This is a genomic window from Chitinophaga sp. (assembly GCF_035538455.1).
GTDB lineage: Bacteria > Bacteroidota > Bacteroidia > Chitinophagales > Chitinophagaceae > Chitinophaga.
Genome location: NZ_DATLKJ010000120.1, coordinates 1 through 24,414, shown reverse-complemented (window position 1 = coordinate 24,414; position 24,414 = coordinate 1). Strand labels below are relative to the sequence as shown.

At 45.2% G+C, this 24,414-nt stretch carries 21 protein-coding genes; 16 read left to right on the top strand and 5 right to left on the bottom strand.

The genetic code is table 11. From position 1 onward, the window contains the following. On the bottom strand, positions 1-565 hold a 565-nt coding region (locus tag VM802_RS14540; protein ID WP_325531683.1), incomplete at its 3' end, for a carbamoyltransferase N-terminal domain-containing protein. Positions 566-891: 326 nt separating this feature from the next. After that, positions 892-1,875, bottom strand: a complete 984-nt coding sequence (locus VM802_RS14535) for a methyltransferase (protein WP_325531681.1) — start codon at positions 1,873-1,875, stop codon at positions 892-894. A gap of 689 nt (positions 1,876-2,564) precedes the next feature. On the opposite strand from VM802_RS14535, the gene VM802_RS14530 reads away from it, so the two are divergent. The 8 genes from VM802_RS14530 (at position 2,565) to VM802_RS14495 (ending at position 15,530) form a co-directional block, all read left to right on the top strand. Further along, on the top strand, positions 2,565-3,182 hold the full coding sequence (locus tag VM802_RS14530; protein WP_325531679.1) for a TetR/AcrR family transcriptional regulator: 618 nt from the start codon (positions 2,565-2,567) through the stop codon (positions 3,180-3,182). Positions 3,183-3,222: 40 nt separating this feature from the next. Further along, entirely contained in the window at positions 3,223-4,440 is a 1,218-nt protein-coding gene (locus tag VM802_RS14525) for an efflux RND transporter periplasmic adaptor subunit (protein ID WP_325531677.1), read from the top strand. Positions 4,441-4,499: 59 nt separating this feature from the next. Next, positions 4,500-7,673, top strand: a complete 3,174-nt coding sequence (locus tag VM802_RS14520) for an efflux RND transporter permease subunit (RefSeq protein ID WP_325531676.1) — start codon at positions 4,500-4,502, stop codon at positions 7,671-7,673. A gap of 25 nt (positions 7,674-7,698) precedes the next feature. Further along, positions 7,699-9,114, top strand: a complete 1,416-nt coding sequence (locus tag VM802_RS14515; RefSeq protein ID WP_325531674.1) for an efflux transporter outer membrane subunit — start codon at positions 7,699-7,701, stop codon at positions 9,112-9,114. A gap of 154 nt (positions 9,115-9,268) precedes the next feature. Further along, complete coding sequence (locus VM802_RS14510; protein ID WP_325531672.1) at positions 9,269-10,216, top strand: helix-turn-helix domain-containing protein; 948 nt, start codon at positions 9,269-9,271, stop codon at positions 10,214-10,216. Between the two features lie 1,005 nt (positions 10,217-11,221). Then, positions 11,222-12,652, top strand: a complete 1,431-nt coding sequence (locus VM802_RS14505; protein ID WP_325531670.1) for an acyl-CoA dehydrogenase family protein — start codon at positions 11,222-11,224, stop codon at positions 12,650-12,652. 858 nt (positions 12,653-13,510) lie between these two features. Then, positions 13,511-14,515, top strand: coding sequence for a beta-ketoacyl-ACP synthase III (locus VM802_RS14500; protein ID WP_325531668.1), 1,005 nt, complete (start codon positions 13,511-13,513; stop codon positions 14,513-14,515). A gap of 16 nt (positions 14,516-14,531) precedes the next feature. Beyond that, complete coding sequence (locus VM802_RS14495) at positions 14,532-15,530, top strand: beta-ketoacyl-ACP synthase III (protein WP_325531666.1); 999 nt, start codon at positions 14,532-14,534, stop codon at positions 15,528-15,530. A 1-nt stretch (position 15,531) separates the two neighbouring features. Here the strand turns inward: VM802_RS14495 and VM802_RS14490 are convergent, their stop codons facing one another. Then, complete coding sequence (locus VM802_RS14490) at positions 15,532-16,284, bottom strand: SDR family NAD(P)-dependent oxidoreductase (protein WP_325531664.1); 753 nt, start codon at positions 16,282-16,284, stop codon at positions 15,532-15,534. Between the two features lie 537 nt (positions 16,285-16,821). On the opposite strand from VM802_RS14490, the gene VM802_RS14485 reads away from it, so the two are divergent. Further along, a complete protein-coding gene (locus VM802_RS14485) occupies positions 16,822-17,079 on the top strand; it encodes a hypothetical protein (protein WP_325531662.1) in 258 nt (85 codons plus the stop codon). 189 nt (positions 17,080-17,268) lie between these two features. Then, positions 17,269-17,556: an RNA recognition motif domain-containing protein gene (locus VM802_RS14480; RefSeq protein WP_325531660.1), complete on the top strand. Its 288-nt coding sequence runs from the start codon at positions 17,269-17,271 to the stop codon at positions 17,554-17,556. A gap of 231 nt (positions 17,557-17,787) precedes the next feature. On the opposite strand, the gene VM802_RS14475 is transcribed toward VM802_RS14480, so the two are convergent. After that, complete coding sequence (locus tag VM802_RS14475; RefSeq protein WP_325531658.1) at positions 17,788-18,531, bottom strand: acyl-CoA desaturase; 744 nt, start codon at positions 18,529-18,531, stop codon at positions 17,788-17,790. Between the two features lie 175 nt (positions 18,532-18,706). Between VM802_RS14475 and VM802_RS14470 the strand changes: the two genes are divergently transcribed. The 4 genes from VM802_RS14470 to VM802_RS14455 all read left to right on the top strand — a co-directional run bounded on the left by VM802_RS14470 (position 18,707) and on the right by VM802_RS14455 (position 22,612). Beyond that, complete coding sequence (locus VM802_RS14470; RefSeq protein WP_325531656.1) at positions 18,707-19,450, top strand: DUF6629 family protein; 744 nt, start codon at positions 18,707-18,709, stop codon at positions 19,448-19,450. Between the two features lie 419 nt (positions 19,451-19,869). Beyond that, positions 19,870-20,097, top strand: coding sequence for a class I lanthipeptide (locus VM802_RS14465; RefSeq protein ID WP_325531654.1), 228 nt, complete (start codon positions 19,870-19,872; stop codon positions 20,095-20,097). 104 nt (positions 20,098-20,201) lie between these two features. Next, on the top strand, positions 20,202-21,191 hold the full coding sequence (locus VM802_RS14460; RefSeq protein WP_325531652.1) for a prolyl hydroxylase family protein: 990 nt from the start codon (positions 20,202-20,204) through the stop codon (positions 21,189-21,191). A 194-nt stretch (positions 21,192-21,385) separates the two neighbouring features. Continuing rightward, a complete protein-coding gene (locus tag VM802_RS14455; RefSeq protein WP_325531650.1) occupies positions 21,386-22,612 on the top strand; it encodes an SDR family oxidoreductase in 1,227 nt (408 codons plus the stop codon). A 90-nt stretch (positions 22,613-22,702) separates the two neighbouring features. Here the strand turns inward: VM802_RS14455 and VM802_RS14450 are convergent, their stop codons facing one another. Further along, positions 22,703-23,332 carry a hypothetical protein gene (locus VM802_RS14450; protein WP_325531648.1) on the bottom strand — a complete coding sequence of 210 codons (630 nt, stop codon included), beginning with the start codon at positions 23,330-23,332 and terminating at the stop codon, positions 22,703-22,705. 245 nt (positions 23,333-23,577) lie between these two features. Here VM802_RS14450 and VM802_RS14445 point away from each other — a divergent pair, with 245 nt between their 5' ends. Beyond that, entirely contained in the window at positions 23,578-23,940 is a 363-nt protein-coding gene (locus VM802_RS14445; protein ID WP_325531646.1) for a VOC family protein, read from the top strand. Positions 23,941-24,090: 150 nt separating this feature from the next. Beyond that, on the top strand, positions 24,091-24,414 hold a 324-nt coding region (locus tag VM802_RS14440; protein ID WP_325531644.1), incomplete at its 3' end, for a hypothetical protein.

Sequence of the window (24,414 nt, the reverse complement as noted above, 5' to 3'; positions counted from 1 at the left end):
ACAGGAAGCCTAACGAGTTAGGGTATACGATTTGCTTAATGGGGGTGATCATATCTTTTTTCCCATAAGCCAGCAGGACAGATTCGATCTCGCCTATTCCGTCAACAGAGAGGATGGCAGCTTCTTCAAACGGCGCGGGGTAAAATGCAGAGGCAGCATGTGCTTTAGCATGTTCTACCCAATGGAACTGTCCTCTGAAGCCAAGCCGTTTTAATTTTTCAGGAACGGATAGCAGCTGGCTGCAGAAAAGATATTCACCTGCGGGCGTGCCCCAGTCGCCGGGAGTGGTGGGATCTTCCATGTTTGCATGGAGAGCGGCGCGGCGTTTGGGGTCAAAGGAATACGCTATAATGTCGATGTCGGCTAATGAGAGGTCAGCCATGCGGAGACATTCCATTATTGCGCCAATGGGGAGTTCGTCCGGATTGTCTATCTGTGCTGGTTTAGCATGTTTTATCCGGTTCAGTCGTTCTTCCTCTATGGAGGCGATGAGTTGTCCGTTTACCAGTAAAGAGGCCGCTGATTCGTGATATGCGGCATTAATACCCAGGATTTTAAATGACATGATGACGATGATTATAGATGACTAATTAGGGTGTGTTAATAAAATAACGGACATGGTAAGGCCTTACCTGCATTATACAGGATGGTACTTGTTATTGGCGGGCAAGGTTTAAAAAATGATGTACCTCATTGCAGTACAATGAGTGCCCTGTTTTTAAGAACAGGCAATAAGGTTCTGTTACCGGCAATGGCGGTGTTGCGGGTAATGTTAAGGGCAGTTCCTTTAATGGGCACTTAAATACGGCTGGTATGCAATGATGGTATGGTTACCTATCCGGTGGTTACTAGTGGCATGGTGTAAGCGGGAATAACGTTAAGAATCTGTATTTATAATACGAGCGAACTATACAGGGTATTAGCAGTACCTAAAGGAGAAGACCAGGTTTCATAAGTTTTATGTGTTCTTCTTGTCTGTATGTTTCCTTTGCTTCCTTTTCTGTATTTAAGCACGAGCATATGCAGATGTGTGACACCATCCCTGGCGGCTTCATCTTTCATAGCCTGAATGCGTTGTTCCTCTTCACCGAAGATGGACACGAATCTATCGACAAAGGAATTGTAGGTAATTGGCTGCTGATCCAGTATGATTTCGACGGCTGATCCGGGCAGATATTTTTCGACCAGTTCGTGTAACATGAATGCTTCCTGTTCATTTCCAGGCGCCATGGTTACCATTTGAAACACGCCGTTTTCATGCAGATGATTATCTACATCTTTAAGCAGGGAAGCTACAAATGTAAGTCCATAGATGCCTGCCGATGAATTGAAGTAGTAATCCATACCGGGAGGAGTGGGCTCAAAGGGAGGGTTGGACAGAATGAAATCAAACCTGGTGTTTGCAACGGGTGCGAATACGTCCTGTACATTACCGTCTTTAATTTCGAGTGCTGCGTCCAGGTTATTGAGCAGCGTGTTATAGCCACTGAATATTTTTGCCCTGGGGTTTATTTCCAGTCCGGTACAGTGTCTGGCTCCTTTCAGGAGGCAGAATATGCTTAATATACCGGAGCCTAATCCCACTTCCAGTATACGTGCATTTTTAATATCGGCCTGCTGTGTGTAGTCCATGAAGAATAACTGTTCCGGTTGCAGCGGGATGACCTGGTCTTTTTCTTTGTATTCAAAAGGGTCAGTCAGTACGGGAATGAAAAAATGTTCCCCGTAGTTTTTACGATAATCATTAAGTGCTGTGGTTACGTCAGCCTGTGTGACAACATCTCTGGCATGAATAATTTCAAACTCCTTTTCCCCTGGTGGCGCTTCTTGCTTTTCGGCCACGAAAAACATTGTTCTTCTGTTTAATCCTTGCATAGTATTTCCTGATTTAATTTAAACGATATTCTTTGGCATAAGTTACATAAGCATGATAAAATAATATTCCGGAACAGCAACAATTAATATATCCGTTAACGTTAGTAACAGGGTTGTAATCCTTCGGGTGGGATGAAGGGATTACAATGTGTTGAAATGAAAAGAATACCGTTTCGATGGAGAAACATTAATGCGATTTCACTTCTTTCAGTGTTGGTGTCGTATTCCGGTGACAGAACGATTCACATAAAAACTGCAGGAATGCATAGCTATTGATGCAGCCTGTGTTTGCAAGGATCAGTTTTTAATTTGTAAATGAATAAAGTACCGGTCAATCAATGGGATTGTACCTTTTAAATTTTGTTTACTATAGGTGTTGTGAAAAGTAAATGTAAATAGGCTATTTTGTCGATTTTTAACGGGCTTTACGTGATTTTGTAAATACTTTTGTAATTGTGTCACCAAAAGTAATATTTTTTTTAATTATTTCTAATCAAATTTTTTAGCTGCTATTTTTTTAATGTTACGGGGAGAACATATGTTTCAACGTATAAATATAGTTGTTGCCCGCAATTTGTATCAGTTTTCCTGCTTTTTGTATAAACATGCGCTTTTTTTGCGTCATAGCTTTACATTGTTAATCACCGGTATAAAATCTAACCGTCCGAGAAAAAATAACAGTGTTAGCAATGGGTATATCAGAACGTAGATTAAGACACAGAGAAGAAGTAAAGGCTAGTATCCTGCATGCTGCGAAACACCTGGTTAAAATGGAAGGATGGCAGGCGTTGTCCATCCGGAAGATAGCCGATGTCATAGAGTATAGTGTACCGGTGATTTACGAATATTTTGATAACAAGGAAGCCTTGCTGTTTGAACTCTCGCTTGAAGGGTTCCATCTATTGAAAAAAGATCTTGATACCGCTCTGGTATCCAGCGCTACACCGGAAGAGCAACTGAAGAAGCTTGCCGGCGCTTACTGGGATTTTGCCTTTAAAAACAGGGAGTATTATCAACTCATGTATGGGATAGGTATTCCTTGTTCCAGCACCGGAAAGTTGAAACCGGAGTTGAATATTTTCGGGCGGCTGATCGGCAATTCGATGAAAGACATAGATTCCCAGCAGAAGATGAGCGAGCATGAAATTGATTTCAGAACATCTCTGCTCTGGTGTATGCTGCACGGACTTATCTCCATTGTGATGATGCGTAATCCGGATGTGGATTACAAATTAGACAAAGAGGTAATGGAAGAAAGCATCTCCGCTTTCATTGCCTATCTGCGTGTTTTGCATTCCTTGTCCTGATGACCTTAGCAACTATATCAACTATATACTATTACTGTTCATGTTCAATTTCCAATACTATATGACTGTGGAGAAATATCAATTATACCGTTTAAATCCGATGCGGATACTGGCTGGGGGCCTGGTGATTTCTTTCATAACAGGGTTATACGGCTGCGCCGGGCATGCAGCTGTCAACAATGCACCGCCCTCCTTGCCTGTTGTTACGGTGAGTGCATTGCCAGCTGTCACCTACCAGGATTTTACCGCATCGATCGAAGGCAGCCGCGATATAGAAATAAGACCATTAGCAGATGGCTATTTAACTGACATCGCGGTTGATGAAGGCGCTTATGTACAAAAAGGGCAGGTATTATTTCGTATCGACAAAAGGCCTTACGAAGAGCAGCTTCACAATGCGGTGGCCAATTTGCAGGCGGCAAAGGCATCGCAGGAAAATGCGCAGATTAATGTTGATAAGCTGAAACCACTTGTGGCCGCCAAGGTGGTATCTGACATCCAATTGAAATCAGCCGAAGCGGTTTATCATTCTGCCCAGGCGAATGTATCACAGGCAGCCGCGCAGGTGGAAGCGGCACGTATCAATATTGGCTATACTACTATCACTGCGCCGGGTGATGGTTACATCGGCAGTATTCCCTATAAGACGGGAAGCCTGGTTGCGAAAGGCATGACAGGTGCACTCACTACCGTTTCTGTGACGAAGGAAGTAAGGGTTTATTTCTCTTTAAGTGAAACCGGTTTTCTGCAGTTTACGGAAAAATATGCGGGCCAATCTATCGCTGAAAAAGTAAGATCCATGCCCCCGGTGCAACTGGTGCTTGCAGATGGCAGCGTCTATCCTGAAAAGGGAAAGATAGAACTGGTAAAAGGGCAATTCGATAAAACAGTAGGCGCTATTAATTTCAGGGCGTCTTTCCCGAACGCATCAGGGACACTCAAAAGCGGCAGTACGGGTAAGATAAGAATCCCGACTACGTTGTCATCCGCACTGGTGGTGCCACAGGAGGCGACGTTTGAAATACAGGACAAAGTATTTGTTTATCTCGTTGCTGACAGCAACAAAGTAGTTACGAGGTCGCTCACTATTACGGGTAAAACGTCTAACTATTATTTTGTTGCCGATGGCGTAAAGCAGGGAGAAAGGATCGTGCTGTCTTCCCAATCTACCCTTTTAATGGGCGGACTGAAGGACGGGATGACTATTCAGCCGAAGATGGCTTCCATGGATAGCTTACTCAGAGCGAGACCTATTTAGTGGCCTGTTCCGGAAAATAATATTTATTTCTGCGGCTTGTCCGCTTACAATCTCATTTTATGTTACGAAAATTCATTGAACGTCCCGTATTATCTACGGTGGTGTCTATCATATTGCTTTCACTGGGGGCGATTTCGCTGATGTCTTTGCCCATCACTTTGTTTCCGGATATTGCGCCGCCATCTGTACAGGTAACGGCCAACTATCCGGGCGCCAACTCGGAAGTAGTAGCGCGCGCCGTGGCCACACCGATAGAAGAAGCTGTGAATGGTGTAGAGAACATGAGCTACATGACCTCTAACTCCAGCAATGACGGTAACTACACACTGACCGTTTATTTCAAGCAAGGTACCGATCCCGATATTAATGCGGTGAACGTACAAAACCGTGTATCAAAAGCCAACAGCCAGCTGCCTCAGGAGGTAATACAGGCGGGTATCTCCACACAAAAAGTGCAGAACAGTACGATTATGTTTGTGGGGTTGCAGGCTTACGATACCACTAAAGGTTACAACGAGCTTTTCCTGGAAAATTATCTCAGGATCAATCTCATTCCCCAGCTGCAACGTATTCCTGGTATAGCGCAGGCGCAGGTATTCAGCGCGAAGGATTATTCCATGCGTATATGGTTGAAACCCGAACGGCTTGCGGCCAATAATTTGTCGCCACAAGATGTGATGAATGCCATCAGAGATCAGAACGTAGAAGCTGCGCCCGGCAGGCTGGGACAGGGAAGTACCGCGTCGTTTGAATACATCATCAAGTATAAGGGCAAGCTGAATAAGAATGAGGATTATGAGAATATGGTGCTTAAGTCCAACAACGATGGCGGGGTACTTCGCCTGAAAGATGTGGCCCGCATTGAGTTTGGCGGATACAGTTACACTTCCACCAACAAGTTGAGCAATAAGCCTACGTCTGGCTTTGCGATTGTGCAGACGCCGGGCTCCAATGCCAACGAGATCCTGACGGAGGTGCAAAGGCAGTTGAAGGAGTATACGCCCAAGCTCCCTGTAGGCACCCGTTTTGAGATCATGTACAACGTCAAGAATTTCCTGGATGCCTCTATCGACCAGGTAAAAGAAACACTGATTATTGCCTTCATACTGGTAGCATTGGTTGTGTTTATTTTTCTGCAGGATTGGCGTTCTACATTGATACCCGTTATCGCTGTTCCTGTGGCGATCATCGGTACCTTTTTCTTCATGCAGCTGCTGGGCTTTACGATCAACCTGCTTACGCTCTTTGCACTGGTACTGGCGATAGGTATTGTGGTAGATGATGCCATCGTGGTGGTAGAAGCGGTGCACACCAAGATGGAGCATGGGCATATGGCGCCGAAAGAGGCTACCATCAGTGCCATGAGTGAGATATCCGGCGCTATCATTTCCATTACACTGGTGATGGCCGCCGTATTTGTGCCTGTAAGTTTTGTGCAGGGGCCGGCAGGAGTATTCTATAAACAATTTGCTTTTACGATCGCTACTGCTATTATCATATCTGCCGTGAATGCATTAACGTTAAGCCCTGCGTTGTGCGCGCTGTTGCTGAAAAACCATCACAGCCACCCGGAAGAAGAAAAGAAAGGCGGCATGGGTAAACGTTTCTTTACCGCCTTTAACACCGGCTTCAATGCTATGACGGCGAAGTATGTCAGCAGTATAAAATTCCTGCTGAAGAACAAGTGGGTAGCCATTGCGATCCTCGTGCTGGTAACATTGGGAAGTGTGGTACTGATGAAAAACAGTCCTACCGGATTTATCCCGAATGAAGACCAGGGCTTTGTTTTATCGGTAGTGCAAACACCGGCCGGCAGCTCACTGGACAGGACCACCGCTGCTACGGCACAGATCAGTGAAATCATCGATAAAGATCCTGCGACAAACGGGTCCTGGGTGATCAACGGGTTTAACCTGATCACCTTTGCTACTTCTTCTCCGCAGGCAGCCATCTTTTCCCGGCTCAAACCTATTAAAGAGAGAGGGGCTGTTAAGGACCCGGATGTTATTGCCGGTGGTCTTATCGCAAAAACAGGACAGGTGCATGATGCGATGACCGTGTTCGTTAACTTCCCCACCGTACAAGGTTTCGGTAATGTGAGCGGTGCAGAATTCACCTTACAGGACAGGGGAGACGGGTCATTACAGCAACTGGCAGGGACGGCATGGGGCTTTATTGGTGAGCTTACCAAAAGAAAAGAGATCGCCACAGCGTTTACTACTTTCAATACCAGCAACCCGCAATACAACCTGGAAGTAGATGATATCAAGGCTAAACAACTCGGTATATCCATCAGCGACCTGATGAACACATTGCAGGTTTATTATGGCAGCAGCTTTGTTACCGACTTTAACCGCTTTGGTAAATACTACAGGGTGATGGCTCAGGCGGATGTATCTTACCGGATGGATGAAAGTTCTTTAGATGGTATTTATGTGAAGAACAATTCAGGCGCGATGGTGCCGGTATCTACCGTTGCCAAATTTGTGCGTACGTACGGCCCGGAAGTGGTGACCCGTAACAACCTGTACAAGGCGGTACAGATACAGGTGATCCCCAAACCCGGTTACAGCACCGGCGATGCGATCAAAGCTATCCAGGCCACTGCCAAACAATCACTACCGGCTTCATATGGATACGAGTTCACGGGCATCAGCAGGGAGGAGATCAGGGCAGGTAACCAAACCGTGTTTATCTTCCTGCTCAGCGTATTCTTTGTGTATTTCCTGTTAGCGGCTCAATACGAAAGCTATGTGTTGCCGTTGGCCGTGATCCTCACTGTTCCCACCGGCTTGTTAGGTGTGTTTGCATTTATTGGTTTTGGCGGCGTACAAAACAATGTGTACGTGCAGGTGGGTTTGATCATGTTGATAGGTCTGATTGCCAAGAATGCCATTCTGATAGTAGAATTTGCGGTGCAGCGGCGGCGGGCGGGCCGTACCCTGACGGAAGCCGCACTGGAAGCTGCAAACCTGCGCTTACGGCCGATACTCATGACATCCTTTGCATTCATAGTGGGTATGCTCCCGCTGATCTTTACACAGGGAGCTTCTGCGCAGGGTAACCATTCCATTGGCTGGAGTGCGGTGGGCGGTATGCTTTCCGGTGTGGTGCTGGGTATATTCCTGATACCGGTATTGTTCGTTATTTTCCAGTATATGCAGGAAAAGATATCTGCCAGAAAAGCCGCTTCCATACAGGCTCCGCAGGTGGCAGTGGAATCATATAATTAATCAAGACAAGTATAAAATCTGAATAATGGACCGCAAAGATCATCTGCGTTACCTGCTGTTAGTTCCGATAGCAGTCACCATCATTGCCTCCTGCAAAGTTACCCGTGACTATCAGCGCCCGGACCTGCAGTTCCCGGCGCAATACAACGGTGTCAGTTACAGTGATACCTCATCTGTTTCTGATATGCCGTGGAATACATTTTTTACGGAGCCGGCCTTGCAGGCGCTGATAGCAAAAGGTATCGCACACAATAACGATATGCTGACGGCATTGAAGAACATCGATATCGCCGATCAGCAATTGAAACAGGCAAAATTATTCTGGACACCGCAGGTAAGCGGGCAGGCCGGATATCAATACAACAGGCCTTCTGCCAACAGTCTCAATGGCTCCTTCCTGCAAGGAAAGAACTATTTCCAGGATCACCAGGTGACGCTTAACCTCACCTGGGAGCTGGGAATATGGGGGAAGATAAGACGACAGAAAGAAGCGGCAGCAGATCAATACCTGCAAACCTATGAAGCTAAAAAAGCAGTACAGACGACCGTTGTATCCGATATTGCCAAAGGTTTTTATAATCTGTTGATGCTGGATAAACAGCTGACCATTACCAGAGAGAACCTGGTATTGAGTGACAGTACGCTACAGATTACGACGTTGCTGATGAATGCAGGAACTGCCAATGTTACGCAGTTATCCATCGACCAGGTAAAGGCGCAGCGTGAAGGCATTGCGGCCCGGATACCGCTGCTGGAGCAAAACATCATACTTCAGGAAAACGCCTTGCAGTTGCTCACGGGCGCTTATCCTGGCGAGATTGCGAGAAGTGTGAAGCTGACAGATATGGCGGCGCCACAGAGCGTACCGGCGGGCTTGCCTGCTACCATCGTCAGCCGCCGGCCGGATGTCCGAGCTGCAGAGCTGGACGTGATGGCTGCCAACGCCCGCGTAGGTGTGGCGGCGGCTGATATGTATCCCAAGCTCACCATTACGTCAGGTATTGGGTTTGAGTCACTGCGCGCCAGTGATTGGTTTAAACCGGCGTCCTGGCTGGCCAATGCGGCAGGAGGCATTGTGCAGCCCATCCTTAACAAGCGGCAGTACAGAACGCAATATGAAATAGCGAAGTTGAATCGTGATAATTCAGCCATCGCGTTCCGGCAATCGGTGCTGCGCGCCGTAGGCGAAGTGTCTGATGCACTTGCACAGATAGATAAACTGAAAGAACAAGAACGGGCAACCTACATACAGTCTGCTGATCTGCACCGGGCCATTGAACATGCGCTCCTGCTATACCAGGGAGATATGGCGAACTATCTGGAAGTTATTACCGCACAAAGCAATGCTTTGCAAGCGGACCTCGGACTTGCCAATATCCATAGTAACCTTTTAACTGCTGTTGTAGAATTGTACAGGAGTACAGGAGGAGGTTGGAAATAGCAGAACGACAGTGTAACAGTTGTAGGTTTTTTATATGTCGGGCGGCTGTTTTGACGGCCGCCTATTCTCATAAAAAGCAACATATAAATTTCATTCACGCATTTGTCCTAATTTTAACAGGATAATATGTCATATCGTCAATCAATTTTGTTTTATGGCAGACCGTACGAACATAACAGAACTCTTTCTATTAAAAGGCGAGGAACCTCCTGAAAATCCTCTTTTGGTACTGAAGCCTTCTACACCGGATACCACTTGTAACCTGGGAACTATTACCATGGGTTATTATTCTATGTGTCTTAACAGGCATAAGTCAGGCGAGATGAAATACGGCCGTACCAGGTACGATGCCAAAGGAGGAGGACTATTTTTTATGAAACCAGGGCAAACTGTTGCCAATGAGAATATCGTGACAGAGGGTGATGGGTTTTGTTTGATATTCCAGGAAGAATATTTATATGGTCATCCCTTGCATGCGGAGATCAGGAAGTACCGTTACTTTGAATATGACATCAATGAGGCGCTGCATTTGTCTCCCCAGGAAGAACAGACGATGATCAGGATATCGAAAGACATTGAAGCGGAATACAACGCCCAGGATGACCTGTCCCGGGAAATTATCCTGGGCCATATCGCTTCTCTTCTCAGGTATAGTCAGCGTTTCTACAGGCGGCAGTTTATCGACCGGGTGGATCACTCCGGCAAAGTAGCCAGCCGCTTCCATCAGCAGCTGTCGGGTTATTTTGAAACAGGCCTTTCTGCCACGCAGGGATTACCTTCTGTAAAATATCTTGCAGAACAGTTGCACGTTTCGCCTCATTATCTCAGCGATGTACTTAAACAGGAAACCGGGAAAACGGCATTAGAATTAATTCATCTGTTCCTGATCTCGGAAGCCAAGAATTTGCTGACAGGCACGGACCTGTCTATTTCAGAAATCTCCTATAATCTGGGTTTCGAAAACCATCCTTATTTCTCCCGTCTCTTTAAACGTATAGCGGGGCTGACACCCAACGCGTTTAAAAATAATCTGACGAACTGGAAAAAAGACAATGAGGTTTCATACGGCCACCGGCTGTATGAGCAAGCGATGAATGGATAAAGTATGTTGGGTAAACCCTCTTCGCCAGTTCTGGCCTGCAACCTGGCAAAAACTAAATAGAAGCTTGAATCAATGCGAAAAACCAATATTAATTAAAGTGAGCAGTATAACAATAATCAGAGACAGAAGAACGGCATATTCGACTGCTAATGAGAATACCATATGATAGTTTTTAAGTTATAGATGCAATTCAACTTTATAGAACAAATCAAATAAAAATTAGTTGTCCTGGTGGCGAACTTTCTTTTTATCTATGGTCATTGGGGCTGCTATGGGGAACGCCCTGATTCTAGGCTGGCAAAAATTGGTATAGTTTTGACTGGTGAGATCGGATTTCGTTGCTTTCTTATGGTGGATTGGTTGAATAAAGAATATCCCCTTAACCCCAACGGCAATAAAACGTTGAGATTTCATCAGCCTCTGGTCTGCAATCTCGCAAAACTAAATAAGAGTGTGATTCAAAACATTGCTAATTCCAATGACTAACCCAAGAATAAGTATAGTAAGAATAAACAGATATTCTACTGCTATTACGAGTAACATATGATAGTTTTTAAGGTATAGGTGTAATTACACCCATTATTATAGAACAAATCCAATCGAAATTAGTTGCCTTGGTAGCGGTTTTTTCTTTTATCTATGGTCATTGGAGTTGCTACGGGATTAGAAACAGAAGGCCTTGATTCCAGGTATCTTCTTTTTCACATGCAATTGACCTGCAACCCGGCGGAACTAAATAGAATTTTGAATCGAGGTAAAAAGGCCAGTAGCGAAAACTATCACTATTAGCGCAAGAGATGACACTAAAACAATGAGATATTCAATCGGTAATACGAGTAACATATGATAGTTTTTAAGTTATAGGTGCAATTCGGCTTGTTATGATAGAACAAATCAGATCATAATTAGTTGCCTTAGTAGCGGTTTTTTCTTCTATCTATGGCTATTGGGGCTGCAACAGGATTACAAACAGAAGATCCTAATTTCGGGTATATTCTTTTTCACATGCAATTAACCGATCTGTCTTCAGTTGAGTTCTTGCAGCATGTAGAGGAAACACTCCGCAATTTTGACTGTCAGACCTATCCATGTGAGCATATGCCCAGGGCCGACTGGCAGCAATTGGTGCGGGCGGGTGTTATGCATCCTATCATTCCCCGTGTATACGGAGGCAGGGAAAGTCATGAAGAAATGGGGCGGGTCATGGAAAGAGTGGCTTACTATAATCTGTCGCTTGCTATGTATGTTGTTACGCAGAGTGTAATCATCGGCCGCAATGTTGTCGTTTTTGGGAGCGACGCCCTGCAAGAGGAAGTGTTTACGGATATTCTTATAAACGGCGCGCTGATGGGTTTTGCTGTGCTCGATCCAGATGCAGCTTCCGGCGTTTCCACTATGAAGACCCTGTACGAAACTGTAGAAGGAGGGTATCATATCTACGGACGCAAACACTGGCAGGAATTCAGTACAACAGCTGACTGGTGGCTGATTGTAGCGAAAGACAAAAACGGCGGTATAGCGGGCGACAAAATGGACCTCTTTGTTCACAGAACAATTGACGGAGGCTGGCGCAATACGGAAACATACATACCACTGGGCTTACGACTTATTGATTTCGGGTTGAATGAAGCCGATGTATTTGTGCCCGAATACAGAAGACTGAGCATCCGCCATCTCAATTTTGAAGGAATACTGAATCTCATAGGGAGCTCCTGGTCGCAATTTGCTGCCATGGGTGCCGGTTTTTTACAACGTGTTTATGAATCCGCTGTCTTATACGTTACGCAAAGACAAACACGCGCAGGCACGTTGTACGATCTTGGTTACGTGCGTTACAGGCTGAGGGTTATAGCAGCCAGCCGGGATATATGCCGGGTATTGTTCTATTACATGCTGAACAAAACAGATATAAGAGAACCCCTGATTGCGGACCTTTTCATACAACAGGCAACAAAAACATTATGCGCAGACCTGATGTTCACCGGCGCCAATCATTACCTGGAACTCTGCGGAGCGGAAGGCTACCGTACCGGAGCTAAGACAAACTTCGCCGCCACCGCGATGTCAGATGCGCGGGCATTCAGCATACTTGGTGGCGCAAACGATCTGCTGTGCGCGATGCTCACCCAATATTGCCTGCGTGCAACCAAGCCTGCATCTGACGCTCCTTTTCATGATGTAATCAGACAGTTTTCACATACTACCCATGCCGCTGATCTCATCGGGGATAAACAGGAACTATTAGGGAAACAACCAACAGGCAATCTGGAGCAGGTAGTATATGGCAAAGTACTGGCCCGCCTGTTTGCAGCATCATTGATTAGAACCTTTGGCAGGGAAGCGGGGCTTTCCGGAGAGGAACAGACTGTTTCTATCTCACGTTGTAAAACAGAGATCGATGCGGAACTCGATGTCTTAACTTTCAGCCCGGACTAAAAGCAGTCGTGAGCAGCATTCCTTTTTCGCTAATTTCAACAAAAGAATTCGACATATGAAATGTTATAGCAGCACTGCACACTAATTTTATAATGAACAGAGTGTCCAATCTTATGAAGAATTAAGCGTCCAATTGAACGAGGAGATATAGTAAAGCAACGATGTCATGAACATTCCTGAAACATTGTTGAATTCCTGGCGGGAAAAACACCATTTCTAAGAAATACCCTGAACCCAATTTACCAGGAAGGGTAATACATGATGTATACAATTGTGATCAGCTAATGATTATCGCTACGGCGATTGCACAGATCTCATGTGGTAAACGGTATCATGGGAGCACAGCATCTCATGCTCAACCATACTGCATACTTCGCTGAATGTTCAACAGCTTCACAAACACAGGCCAGTTGGAATCAAACGATGTACAACTGATCATACACCGACATAAATATAACGGCTCATAAGTTCTATGGTTGGAATCAAACGATACACAACTGATCATTGGCAATGCAGCAATATGTACCACTTACACGAGGAGTAATAGTAAGGCAAGGACGTCATGAACATTCCTGAAACATTGTTGAATTCCTGGCGGAAAACACACCATTTCTAAAAACTACCCCGAATCCGATTTACCGGGAAGGGCAATATGCACCATTGATCATTGGTAGTGCAGAAATAGGTACTACCCGGATAATCCGGGTGACGACACTGCTATCGGCTGTTACAACGGCAACTCAAGGTCTCCTGACGCCTTTATTCCCTGGACGACGGAGAAGAGACGCTGGTATCATTTATAGTAATCACATCGCAGACCTTATAGAAAATATCTTCATCATTAAAGCACGCTGACACATGAAAAAGATCACTGCTGCCATTACAGCTGTAGGGGGATATGTGCCCGATTATGTTCTGACGAATGCAGAGCTGGAACAGATGGTGGACACCTCAGATGATTGGATTACTGCACGTTTTGGAATCAAGGAACGGCGTATCCTGAAAGGGATGGACAAAGGAACCTCCGAACTATGTACTCCTGTAGCGCTGGAAATATGCCGCAGACGTGGCATACAACCGGAAGAGATCGAAGTGCTGATCCTCTCCACCGCCACACCTGACAGGATCACTCCTTCTACTTCCCTGATCGTGATGAGTAAGATAGGAGCGAGTAATGCGTGGGGGCTGGATATCAACGCAGCCTGCTCCGGCTTCCTCTGTGGTCTGAACATTGGCGCCAGCTTTATAGAGAGTGGGCGTTACCGGAACGTGATGGTGATCAGCGGGGATAAAATGAGTGCGGTAGTTGATTATAAGGACCGGACCACCTGCGTTCTCTTTGGCGACGGCGCCGGCGGCGTGCTCCTGGAACCGAGTGAAGGAGGATTCGGCGTAATGGATGTTTTGTTGCGTAGTGATGTGAGTGATATAGATGGGCTGCACATCAAGGCCGGAGGTTCTGCCCGTCCTGCTACCAGTATTACCGTAGATAACAGGGAGCATTTTGTGCAGATGAATGGCAAGACTGTTCTCAAATATGCTGTTCCTGGTATGATCCAGGTTGTACAGGATATCCTGCATCGCAACCAGCTGAGTGTTGCAGACCTTGACTGGCTCGTGCCGCATCAGGCCAATAAACGCATCCTTGAAATTGTGGCCCGCGAACTAGGCATCCCGCTGGAGAAGGTAATGATCAATATAGACAGGTACGGTAATACGTCCGCGGGGACAGTGCCTCTCTGTCTCTGGGATTACCGCGACAAACTTAAAAACGGAGATAAACTGATATTGGTTTCCATCGGCGCCGGCTTTATCTGGGGAGCGAGCTATGTGCTTTGGGGAGCGGACAATTATTACAAATAATCAAGCGTGAATAATTATGAAAAAGGTAACAGCAGCGATTACGGCGGTAGGCGGTTATGTACCGGATTACGTGTTGACGAATAGTGAACTCGAGACCATTGCACAAATCTCTGATGAATGGATTGTATCCCGTTCTGGTATCCGGGAACGACATATTCTGAAAGGAGAGGGGAAGGCGACCTCTGATCTTTGTGTTCCCATAGCACAGGAAATCTGCCGCAAACGAGGTATTTCTCCTGAAGAAGTGGAGGCGATCATAGTAGCGACCATTACACCGGATATGCCTATGCCCTGCACTGCAAATATCGTGACGGATAAAATAGGGGCCTGTAACGCCTGGGGGGTTGACGTAAATGCTGCCTGCGCAGGCTTTCTTTATGCTATGGACATAGGCGCCCGCTTTATTGAAAGCGGTCGTTACAAAAATGTCATGATCATTGGGGCGGATAAAATGAGCGCTATTATCGACTATACAGACAAAACCACCTGTAGTATCTTCGGTGATGGCGGTGGTGGCGTACTGCTGGAGCCCAACGACGAAGGCTATGGAGTGCTGGACAGTATTCTGCAGACAGATGGAAGCGGATGGAAACATCTCAATATAAAGGCGGGTGGCTCTGCGCGCCCTGCCAATGCAGATACGGTGGCGGAGCGGGCACATTACGTGTACATGAACGGAGGTACCATCTATAAACATGCAGTTACTCAACTGGAAAAAGTGGCGAGGGAGCTGTTGAGCAGAAACCATCTCAGCATTGACAATATTTCCTGGCTTGTACCACATCAGGCTAATAAACGCATTGTAGACGCGGTATCCCAACAACTGGGTATCGACGCTGGCAAGGTAATGCTGAATGTGCACAGGTACGGTAACACTACAGCTGGCACATTGCCGCTATGTATCTGGGATTATGAGAAGCAACTGAAGAAAGATGATAAGCTGGTACTGGTTACTTTCGGCGCGGGCTTTATGTGGGGTAGCAGCTATATTAAATGGGCTTATGATGGCAGTTAGGTCAATGACAAAGATACCCGCCGTCAATAGGGTAGTAGGCGCCATTTACAAAGGAGGCGGCAGGACTACATAACCATAACACCAGCTCCGCTACTTCCGCTGCTTTTCCGAAGCGGCCCAGCGGATGCCGGGGTAATAGGAAGTCCAGTTGTTCTTTGGTGAAATTATTATCTACCATAGGTGTTTCGATGATGGCCGGCCCCACGACATTAATACGAATACCGCTTGCGCCATATTCCAATGCTGCCGTTTTGGTAAGACCGATAATGGCATGTTTGCTGGCAGCATAAGCGCTGATCCCCGGAAAAGTGATCTGACCAGCAATGGAGGCCATATTTACAATCACTCCCTGTCCCTGGAGGAGCATAGCTTTCAACTGATATTGCATGCAGTAGAACGTACCGTTCAGGTTTACGTTGATGATATGCCGCCACTGATCATGGTCAAAATCTGCAACGGGTACAGTTGGGTAAAAGGCCCCTGCATTATTACAGGCGATGTCCAAACGGGAGAATGTTTCGATGGTGCGGTTTACCAGCATGGCGCATTCCTCTGCGCTGCTAATGTCTGCTTTTATGAAAACAGCGGCGCCGCCGTTGTCGTTAATTTCTTGTACTACTTCTTGTCCACGGATTTCATTAGTCCCGTTCACCACTACTTTGGCGCCTTCTCTTGCGTATGCGATTGCAACACTCCTGCCTATGCCAGAAGTGGCGCCTGTTACCAACGCAACCTTGTTTTGTAACTGATTCATAGGGCACACTATTGGGATGATACAAAGATACAATAAAGGGGTGTAAGGAGCCTTCAGTGGAGATATGCGCGAGATGAGAGAACCGGGATAGTTATTATGCGCAAAAGAGTAAAGCGTCTACGGGGTACAAACGTGCAAAAGAGACGGAGGGTTGTAGGGTATAGTACCTAACTCTCAAAGCTATAAGGCTTTGCAGTTGCATTAACTGGCGGTCCGAGACCTGGAAGGAACTATCAGGGACGGAAAGAGAGAGCCGTAATTGCCGCAATACAAACCATGATAATCAACATTAACATTACGAAGTATTCGAGTGTTGTAGGGAGTGTAGGGTGTAACATGTGGTATTTTTTTAAAGTTATAGATTACATTTTTTATCACTTTACCCTGTTATTTATATAACAGATCAAATAAAAAATGGTTGACCGGATGATAAACTAATATCAGGCTGAATAAGCGTACACTTCCTTTAAAGATTAAGTGAAGCAATTAGAATAATTCCGGACAGAATTGCGGTACCTTTATGGTAAATTGTGAGCTATGATAACCAGTGTTGAAGTGTTTAAAAAGATCAGGGAGATGAGCCAGCGAACACTTAACCCAAGCCATCGCATTTTTTTGCAAGATATTGCTGAAGAGCTTTGCGTATCTTCTGATCCTTTGCTCGTGTTGCTCACCGAACTGGAAAACAGAGGACTGATAAAAATTCACCATACGGCTGTTGTTGCTGTTAGTCTTACACAATATGGCGCTACGCATGATAATCCGCCCGGTGGTTTCAAAAGTGAAGGTGGTTAATGTTTGTTACAAAATTGGAAGTTACTTTTGTAAAAGTCTGCTGTTTAATAAATAATTTGCAATATCAACAATAATAGCTATCTTTCAACTGATATTGGTTTTCTGCCATTGCCTTCTCTGATCTGCAAACTATTCTCTCTTCAGTTTCTGCGTCTCAGTTACCAATCTTTATCTTTTAAATTAGTATTTATGAACATTTTCGTAGGAAATCTGAGCCATCAGGTGTCAGAGAAGCAGTTGCATGACCTGTTCGCGGAATTTGGTGTGGTTAAATCGGTGAAGATTGTCACAGATAACTATACCTGGCGACCTAAGGGGTTTGCATTTGTTGAAATGGAGGAACGGGCAGCGGGTGAAAAGGCCGTTGAAATGCTCCATAACACGCGTGTGTTTATGCAATCTATTGTGGTAAATGAAGCGCATCCGAAAAACAGTCAGTCTGAAAATTCATCTTCCAGGTACAACAAACCCTATTAACATGGTTCACTGCTTTTGCGGCTAATGATAACGTTGCCGATTCTCAGGGGTGGCTTTTTCTTTTGACTATCATCGTACTCATTTATATGCTGGATACTTTTCGGTATACTCCAGATGCAAGTGTTATTTGTAACCGAATTTGTTTTTGATAACTGTAATAAGAAGGGGCTGTTCTGCTTTGCGGAAACAGCTCTTTTTTATTACAGTTATCTTTATAGATAGCGTGTGTATTCAGGATTTGACAGCTACCGGCCTGGTTATGGTAATAATGCCCAGCCAGGCAAACAGCCGTATTACCGGATATACAGGATCTATCTCATGCCAGCGCTTACCGAAGTTAATAGCTGACGGATATTTGTGGTGATTGTTATGGTAAGATTCTCCCAGCATCAGGATGTCTATGCTGAAAAGATTTTCTGATGTGTTTTTAAGTATGTAGTTCTTATAGCCATATTTATGCGCAAACCAGTTAATGATAGCTCCATGAAACGCGCCCATCGTTATTACTACCGGCAGCAACAGGTATAACCAGGGAGATGACGCGAATAATACAAATATAAGGGCATATAGCAGCACCCATAAAAGCCTCGATAAGCCTGAATTGGCCCAGCGATCGAACTTATCCCACTCCGGAACATTTCTGGTGAATTTTGTTTCCACATCTAAAGTGCCTTTGAATATGCTCCGGTATATGCTTCGCGTGCGCCACATCATTGCGAATATATGTTTTGAATAGGATGGTGAATGCGGATCCTTTTCGGTGTCTGTATAAGCATGGTGTAACCGGTGCATTACGGCATATGCTCTGGGACTCATATATGAAGAACCTTGGGTTACATATGATGTAATAAAAAAGAAACGTTCCCAACCTTTACTCATGGAGAAAGCGCCATGGGCTGCATACCTGTGCTGGAAGAAGGTTTGGCAAAACAACGACAGATACCATAAGGCAATAAAAAAGACTATGATAACCATGAATAGATTGATTAATGAAGAAATAGAGAGGAGATGGCGATAGTTGCGAAAAATGAGAAATCTACAGTACCACGACAGTTGAGGTGGGAGATGTGAAAATCAGATATTCACCAGCTAAGTACCACAAAGGTATTCATTTTAATGTTAAGGTGGTGGTAAAATAAGTTGTCAGGCAATGCGCTGGAAAGCGCTATCTTCAGGTATTCATGGTTGTGTACAGCCATCTCTGACAATGATGTCGGGGATAAACCGGATATGGTACAACATGTGTTTCTCCCCATCAGTTAGTTTTGGCGCCGGTGCGGTGCTGTCTGTTATCGGTATTGCTGCTGCCAGCAGTGCGCGTACCACACCTCAAAGAGTATTGGCAGCCGTACCGTTGCTTTTCGCGTTGCAACAGTTCACTGAAGGAATTGTATGGATGTCGTTGTTGTATCCTGCGTGGGAATACTGGAGAATGGCCGCCACTTATGCCTTTCTTATTTTTGCACAGATCATCTGGCCGGTATTTATACCGTACTGTGCGTTGTTGTTTGAAGATAACAACACGCGTAGAAAAGTCATTGTCATTACACTGTTTGCCGGTATTGCGCTGGCGGCCTATACAGGTATTTCGCTTTGCCTGCATACACCTGTTGCAGTAGCGGAGGCACACCATATCCGGTATGTTCTTGAATTTCCACTTGCGCGTAAGTGGTACTACGGCCTGATCTATTTTATTCCAACTATTCTGTCGCTGTTACTGTCTTCGAAGAGATCACTGCATTGGCTGGGTTATCTGTTGCTGGGTTCTTATTTGTTCAGCAGATTGTTATTCCATTGGTATGTCATATCTGTCTGGTGTTTTTTTGGAGCAGTTATCAGCATGGTGATCCTTGGAATGATATTGGAGATGAACAGGAAATCAAAAGTGGCATAATGAGGGAAGTACCATATTAATGGTTTACATTTTCTGAGATTGTTAATATCATTGAAATACTGGTTAACTTATAACAATTTTGCCTGTGAGAGATGTTGTAATATTACATAGTCACGCGAAGTGTTAACTGCTAAATATTATTTGAGCCATGCCAGCGCGATATTAAAAATAACCATTTCAAGCACCAATAACCATTTCAAGTACTGATGAATAACGGAAACGGCCCTCCATAAGAAGGGCATATGCTAATCTATTGGCCCTTCAATAGCTAATATACAAACAGTATTCTTTGTACGCATTACGCTGCGGCGTAATGGTTTTCCCATACAATCTCATCAACAGTATTACTCTTATTGTTGGTATGGGTATGTCATGGCGATTACAGCCCTGTTTTTTTTACCACTTAAATAAAGTACAACATGAAAAAGCAAACATTCAAGAAACTCAGCCTGAGTAAAATGAAAATTGCAAGCCTCAGCATCGATGCGCGGGAAGATTTAAAAGGCGGTACCGGTACCGGCCCTATTGGCGCTCCAGGTGGCCCTAGCCAGGGTTATCCAACAACAGGTCCTGTTGGCCCAACGCCTCCGGCCGGATATCCCTGCCAGATCAGCAACGGTACTGTTGCTCCTTGCTGCCCTATCTGATGATAGCAGTAGATTAAACCTTATCAGCGCAACTAATCACCGTGGGGGATTAGTTGCGCTGGATTGTTATGACTATAAAGAAGAAACCATTACGCGTACTATCTATGAAACCTAAATTTCATACTACAGCACATCATTACACTATTAATTTAGTGATTCATTTACTGGGTCTGCACAATATTAATATGGGCAGCTTAAAAGTACGGACTGACCTGTATGAGAAAGCGACATTCCCGGAAATATCTATGCAGGATATAAGCATGGAATTACAGAAATGGGGCATCCGGCATGCGTTGAAGACGGCCCCTGACAGCATTACAGACGCTACTGTTTTCCCTACGATCGCTTTTATCCGGGTAGGTGAGCAGGAGGGATTTTCAATAATAGAAAAGGTGGAAGCGCAACAGGTGTACTTGTTGAATCCGTTTACAGCTGCTGACAGTTATGCTGTGAGTGAATTAACCGTGTTGCAATACCTGGACATAAAAGAAATTGTCATTGATGAAGCATTTTGTGAAGTGTGCATGCAGGAAGATTTATCTGCAAGGGAGGCATATGCTGACACCATTTTTGCGGTGGAGGATTTTTTCTCGGAAGAGGAATGTGATTATATGATTGATTATTGCGAGCAACATAATCTGTTTAACAGAAGCATGACCGGGGCTGCGGATGGTACTAACATGATAGCGGATACCAGAACCAGTTATTCGGCATTTATCGCTACCAGCAGGCAAGATCCATTATTTAACGGTATCGTGGAACGGGCGGCCGAATTGTTGGAAGTGGATAGCAGCCGTATTGAAGATTTACAGTGTGTACGTTATGGAGAAGGACAGGAGTACAAACCACATTTTGACTCTCACGAGATAGGGTTGAAACGTAAGGCTACGATTTTAGTTTACCTGAATGATAGCTTCGAGGGAGGGGAAACGATATTCCCGGAAATAGGCTTTAGCGTATTTCCCAAGAAGGGAATGGCTTTGTCTTTTATAAATCTGGATGAAGAGGATAAAGACCTGATTTATTCCCTGCATGGAGGCGCACCTGTAACAGCGGGTATAAAATTCGCCTGCAACATATGGATCCACATATAATACAAATCATGTGTATTGAATCGTAGGGTAGTGCAACATCGTATCAGTGAAGTAATACAAGAGAAGATTATCATGAAGCGCATAATGCTTGTTGGCGGATGTTTTGTCCTGCTACTGTAATGACATTTCATGTAGTGGAAAATACCTTCACGCGCGATATTATTTTAATACGGAGCCACAAAAAACCTAGATTCATGTACGACACAAACGATATCATCCGGGCGTTGACGGATGATATATATCTTCCCTCAGATATTACTATAACAGGCCGCTTTGATACAGCTGTGATGATGAATCCGGCGTCCATTTTTATCACTGGTGTTACAGGGTTTATCGGCATATACCTGCTGGCTGATTTGCTGCAACAGACGAATGCACGTATGTATTGTCTCATTCGTTCAAGAAATGAAAAGACCGCGATAGAAAAGCTGGAGGGGCTTTTCCGTGAACACCATATCTCACTTCCGGAAATTATGAAGAGCCGCATTGTGCCGGTATTGGGGGATCTTTCGAAGCCTTTGCTGGGATTGGATGCTGAGCGGTTCGATCAGTTGTGCAAGACAATTGATGTGATCTATCATTCCGGTAGCGCCGTGAATTTTCTGACACCCTATGCGGACATCAGAAAACCCAATGTGAATGGCTTGCGCGAGATCATCAGGCTGGCCGCCTGCCACAAATTGAAATGCCTTTCCCTGTTGTCTACGATTTCTGTCAGCAGCTGGGGGCATATTTATGACGACAGGAAGGTGTTGCTGGAGGATGATGATATTTACAGGCACCTGCAGGCCGTAGCGGATGATAATGCTTATGTGCAAAGCAAATGGGTGATGGAGCAGATAGCTGCATTGGCCGCTTCCAAAGGATTGCCGGTTATACTGTACAGAATCGGTAATTCTATGTGTCATAGTAAAACCGGTGTGAGTGCTTTGGGAAACTGGTGGAGCATGCTGGTGAAAGGTTGTATACAAGCCGGCAGCTTTCCTGACATGCCTACGCTCAGGGAGGACCTGACTACCGTGGATTATATAACCGCTGCCATTACGCATATTTCCCGGCAGCCGGCTGCACCAGGTATGAAGTTTAATATCCTGCATATACAGGCTAACAATATTACGCTTACCGCATTCTTTGCGTTGCTGAACAGCCACTTTGATATGGGGCTGCGACAAGTATCTCTGGAGGAGTGGGTGTCGCAGATCCGCCAGGACAGCAATAACATCTTATATCTGATGTTGCCGCTGATCACGGAAAAGGCGAGTAATGGGATGACCTCTATAGAGCTGCATGAAAACGGTTACCTGCATGATTGTTCGAATCTGACCGCTTTCCTGAAGGACAGCTATATCAAGGAGCCGGTGTTCACCCGGGAGTTGTTGTCTGCTTACCTGGCCGGGATGGATGTGATGGTGGATGCGTGATTACCAGGGGAGTGACGCATGGTCATGGCTGGTTTAAACGAAGAAAGCCCTGTACACTAAGATATACGGGGCTTTCCTTGTTTCAGTATATTATCGTTTTCTCTTTTTATACTTGATTACATACACTAATTCTGATTTTATGGTCGTTATATCTCCCTGCTCCAGTGTGGTGGTCTTCGCCATCTTGCCCGTCAGGATAAGTATATCTCCTTCCAGGGTGTATTTCGCACCGGAAGCCTGGGATTCGATCCCACTGGTGGTGGCCAGCACCGTTATGCCCTTTTCAAAATAGATGGAATCGGCGCCGATCAGCCGGGCGGGAGCTTCGCTGGAAGACGCAGGCAAGCTGAATTTCCAGGGGATTTCAACCTTGTTACCGTCTGCTATCCCATTTGTATAGGAATACTTCAGTACTTCTGCATCTATCGAATAAGAGAAGCCGGAGAATGTGACTATGCCGGGAGCAATTGTAAGTACGCCGGCGTTATCCGTGGTGGTGTAGTTGGAAACAGATACTGTTGTGTGCTCTGAGCCGTTTACAACGCCTGAGCTGGTATTTTTTGTGGCTGCGCTCATGGAAATATAATCGTAGGAGCCATAGATCCTGCTATCTGGATTCCCGTCAGGGTTACGATCGGGGGCAACGCTTATTTCCCTGGAACAGGAAAACAGGGTTACAGACAATGCTGCAACCAGTAGTAAAGAGTTGTAGGCGATCATGGTACAGTATTTAGTAAAAGTTGCGGTAAATATAATTATTGCCGTATATCCCCACCGGTTAATATAGCGTATAGCCTTTCTTTACTGACTATTCCGCTGAAAGAATTTTGGATTCACCTTGTCAAGTGTTATTCTGAGCGACAGAGAAATGGGCATTAATCCCTGAAAACAGTGACATACTTTTGTCGCTTTTTTCCAAGAGGGCAGGGTGCGGCATTTCATACCTTCGCAAAAAGCATACGGTTATGGCAGATACTCATTCTGAAAGTAAATTGAAACATGAGCAGGTACAGTATATCGAGTTCCTGTCGAAAGACATCCAGCGGGCCAGAAAATTCTATGCGGAAAGTTTTGGCTGGAAGTTTACTGATTACGGTCCCGACTATACGGCATTTGAAGGTGAATATGTAGATGGGGGATTCACTTCAGGGAAGCCGGTAAAGGGTACTATCCTGGTTGTCCTCTATTCAACTGATCTTGAGGCTACGCAGCAAAAGGTTATTGCAGCAGGAGGCGTCATTACAAAGGAGATCTTCAGCTTTCCGGGCGGCAGGCGTTTCCAGTTTACCGATCCTGATGGTTATGAGCTGGCCGTTTGGTCTTTGTAATAATAACAGATAATCAACAGCTCTTCTAAGGGGCTGTTGATTATTCCGTGGAAAGTATGAATTTATCATGTGTCAGTGTTAATGTTATATTTTCTTAGCGGAGGAGCTATTTTCTTTTAATTTTGCAGGCATAGGACAATTCTATACCTGATGAAATTTTTTTGGTTGCGTAGCCTTTGCCTGCTAACGCTGATTTTATTGTTAACCGTTTGTAGCTATTCCCAAGACAAACTGTATGTAGTAAACGGACTGGAACTGGGATACGTGGATATGTCTGATTATACCTACAAAAAGGTAGTCAGGCTGCCTACCGTATTCACAGATCTTGCGGTTACGCCGGATGAGCAGTTCTATGGTGTAACAGGAAATTCAATTTATGAAATTGACCGGGTTACCGGTGATTGTACATTTAAGCCGCTCCTTGGATCCTTTGGGTGGGCTAATTCTATGGTGAGTGACCGGAATGGAGATTTG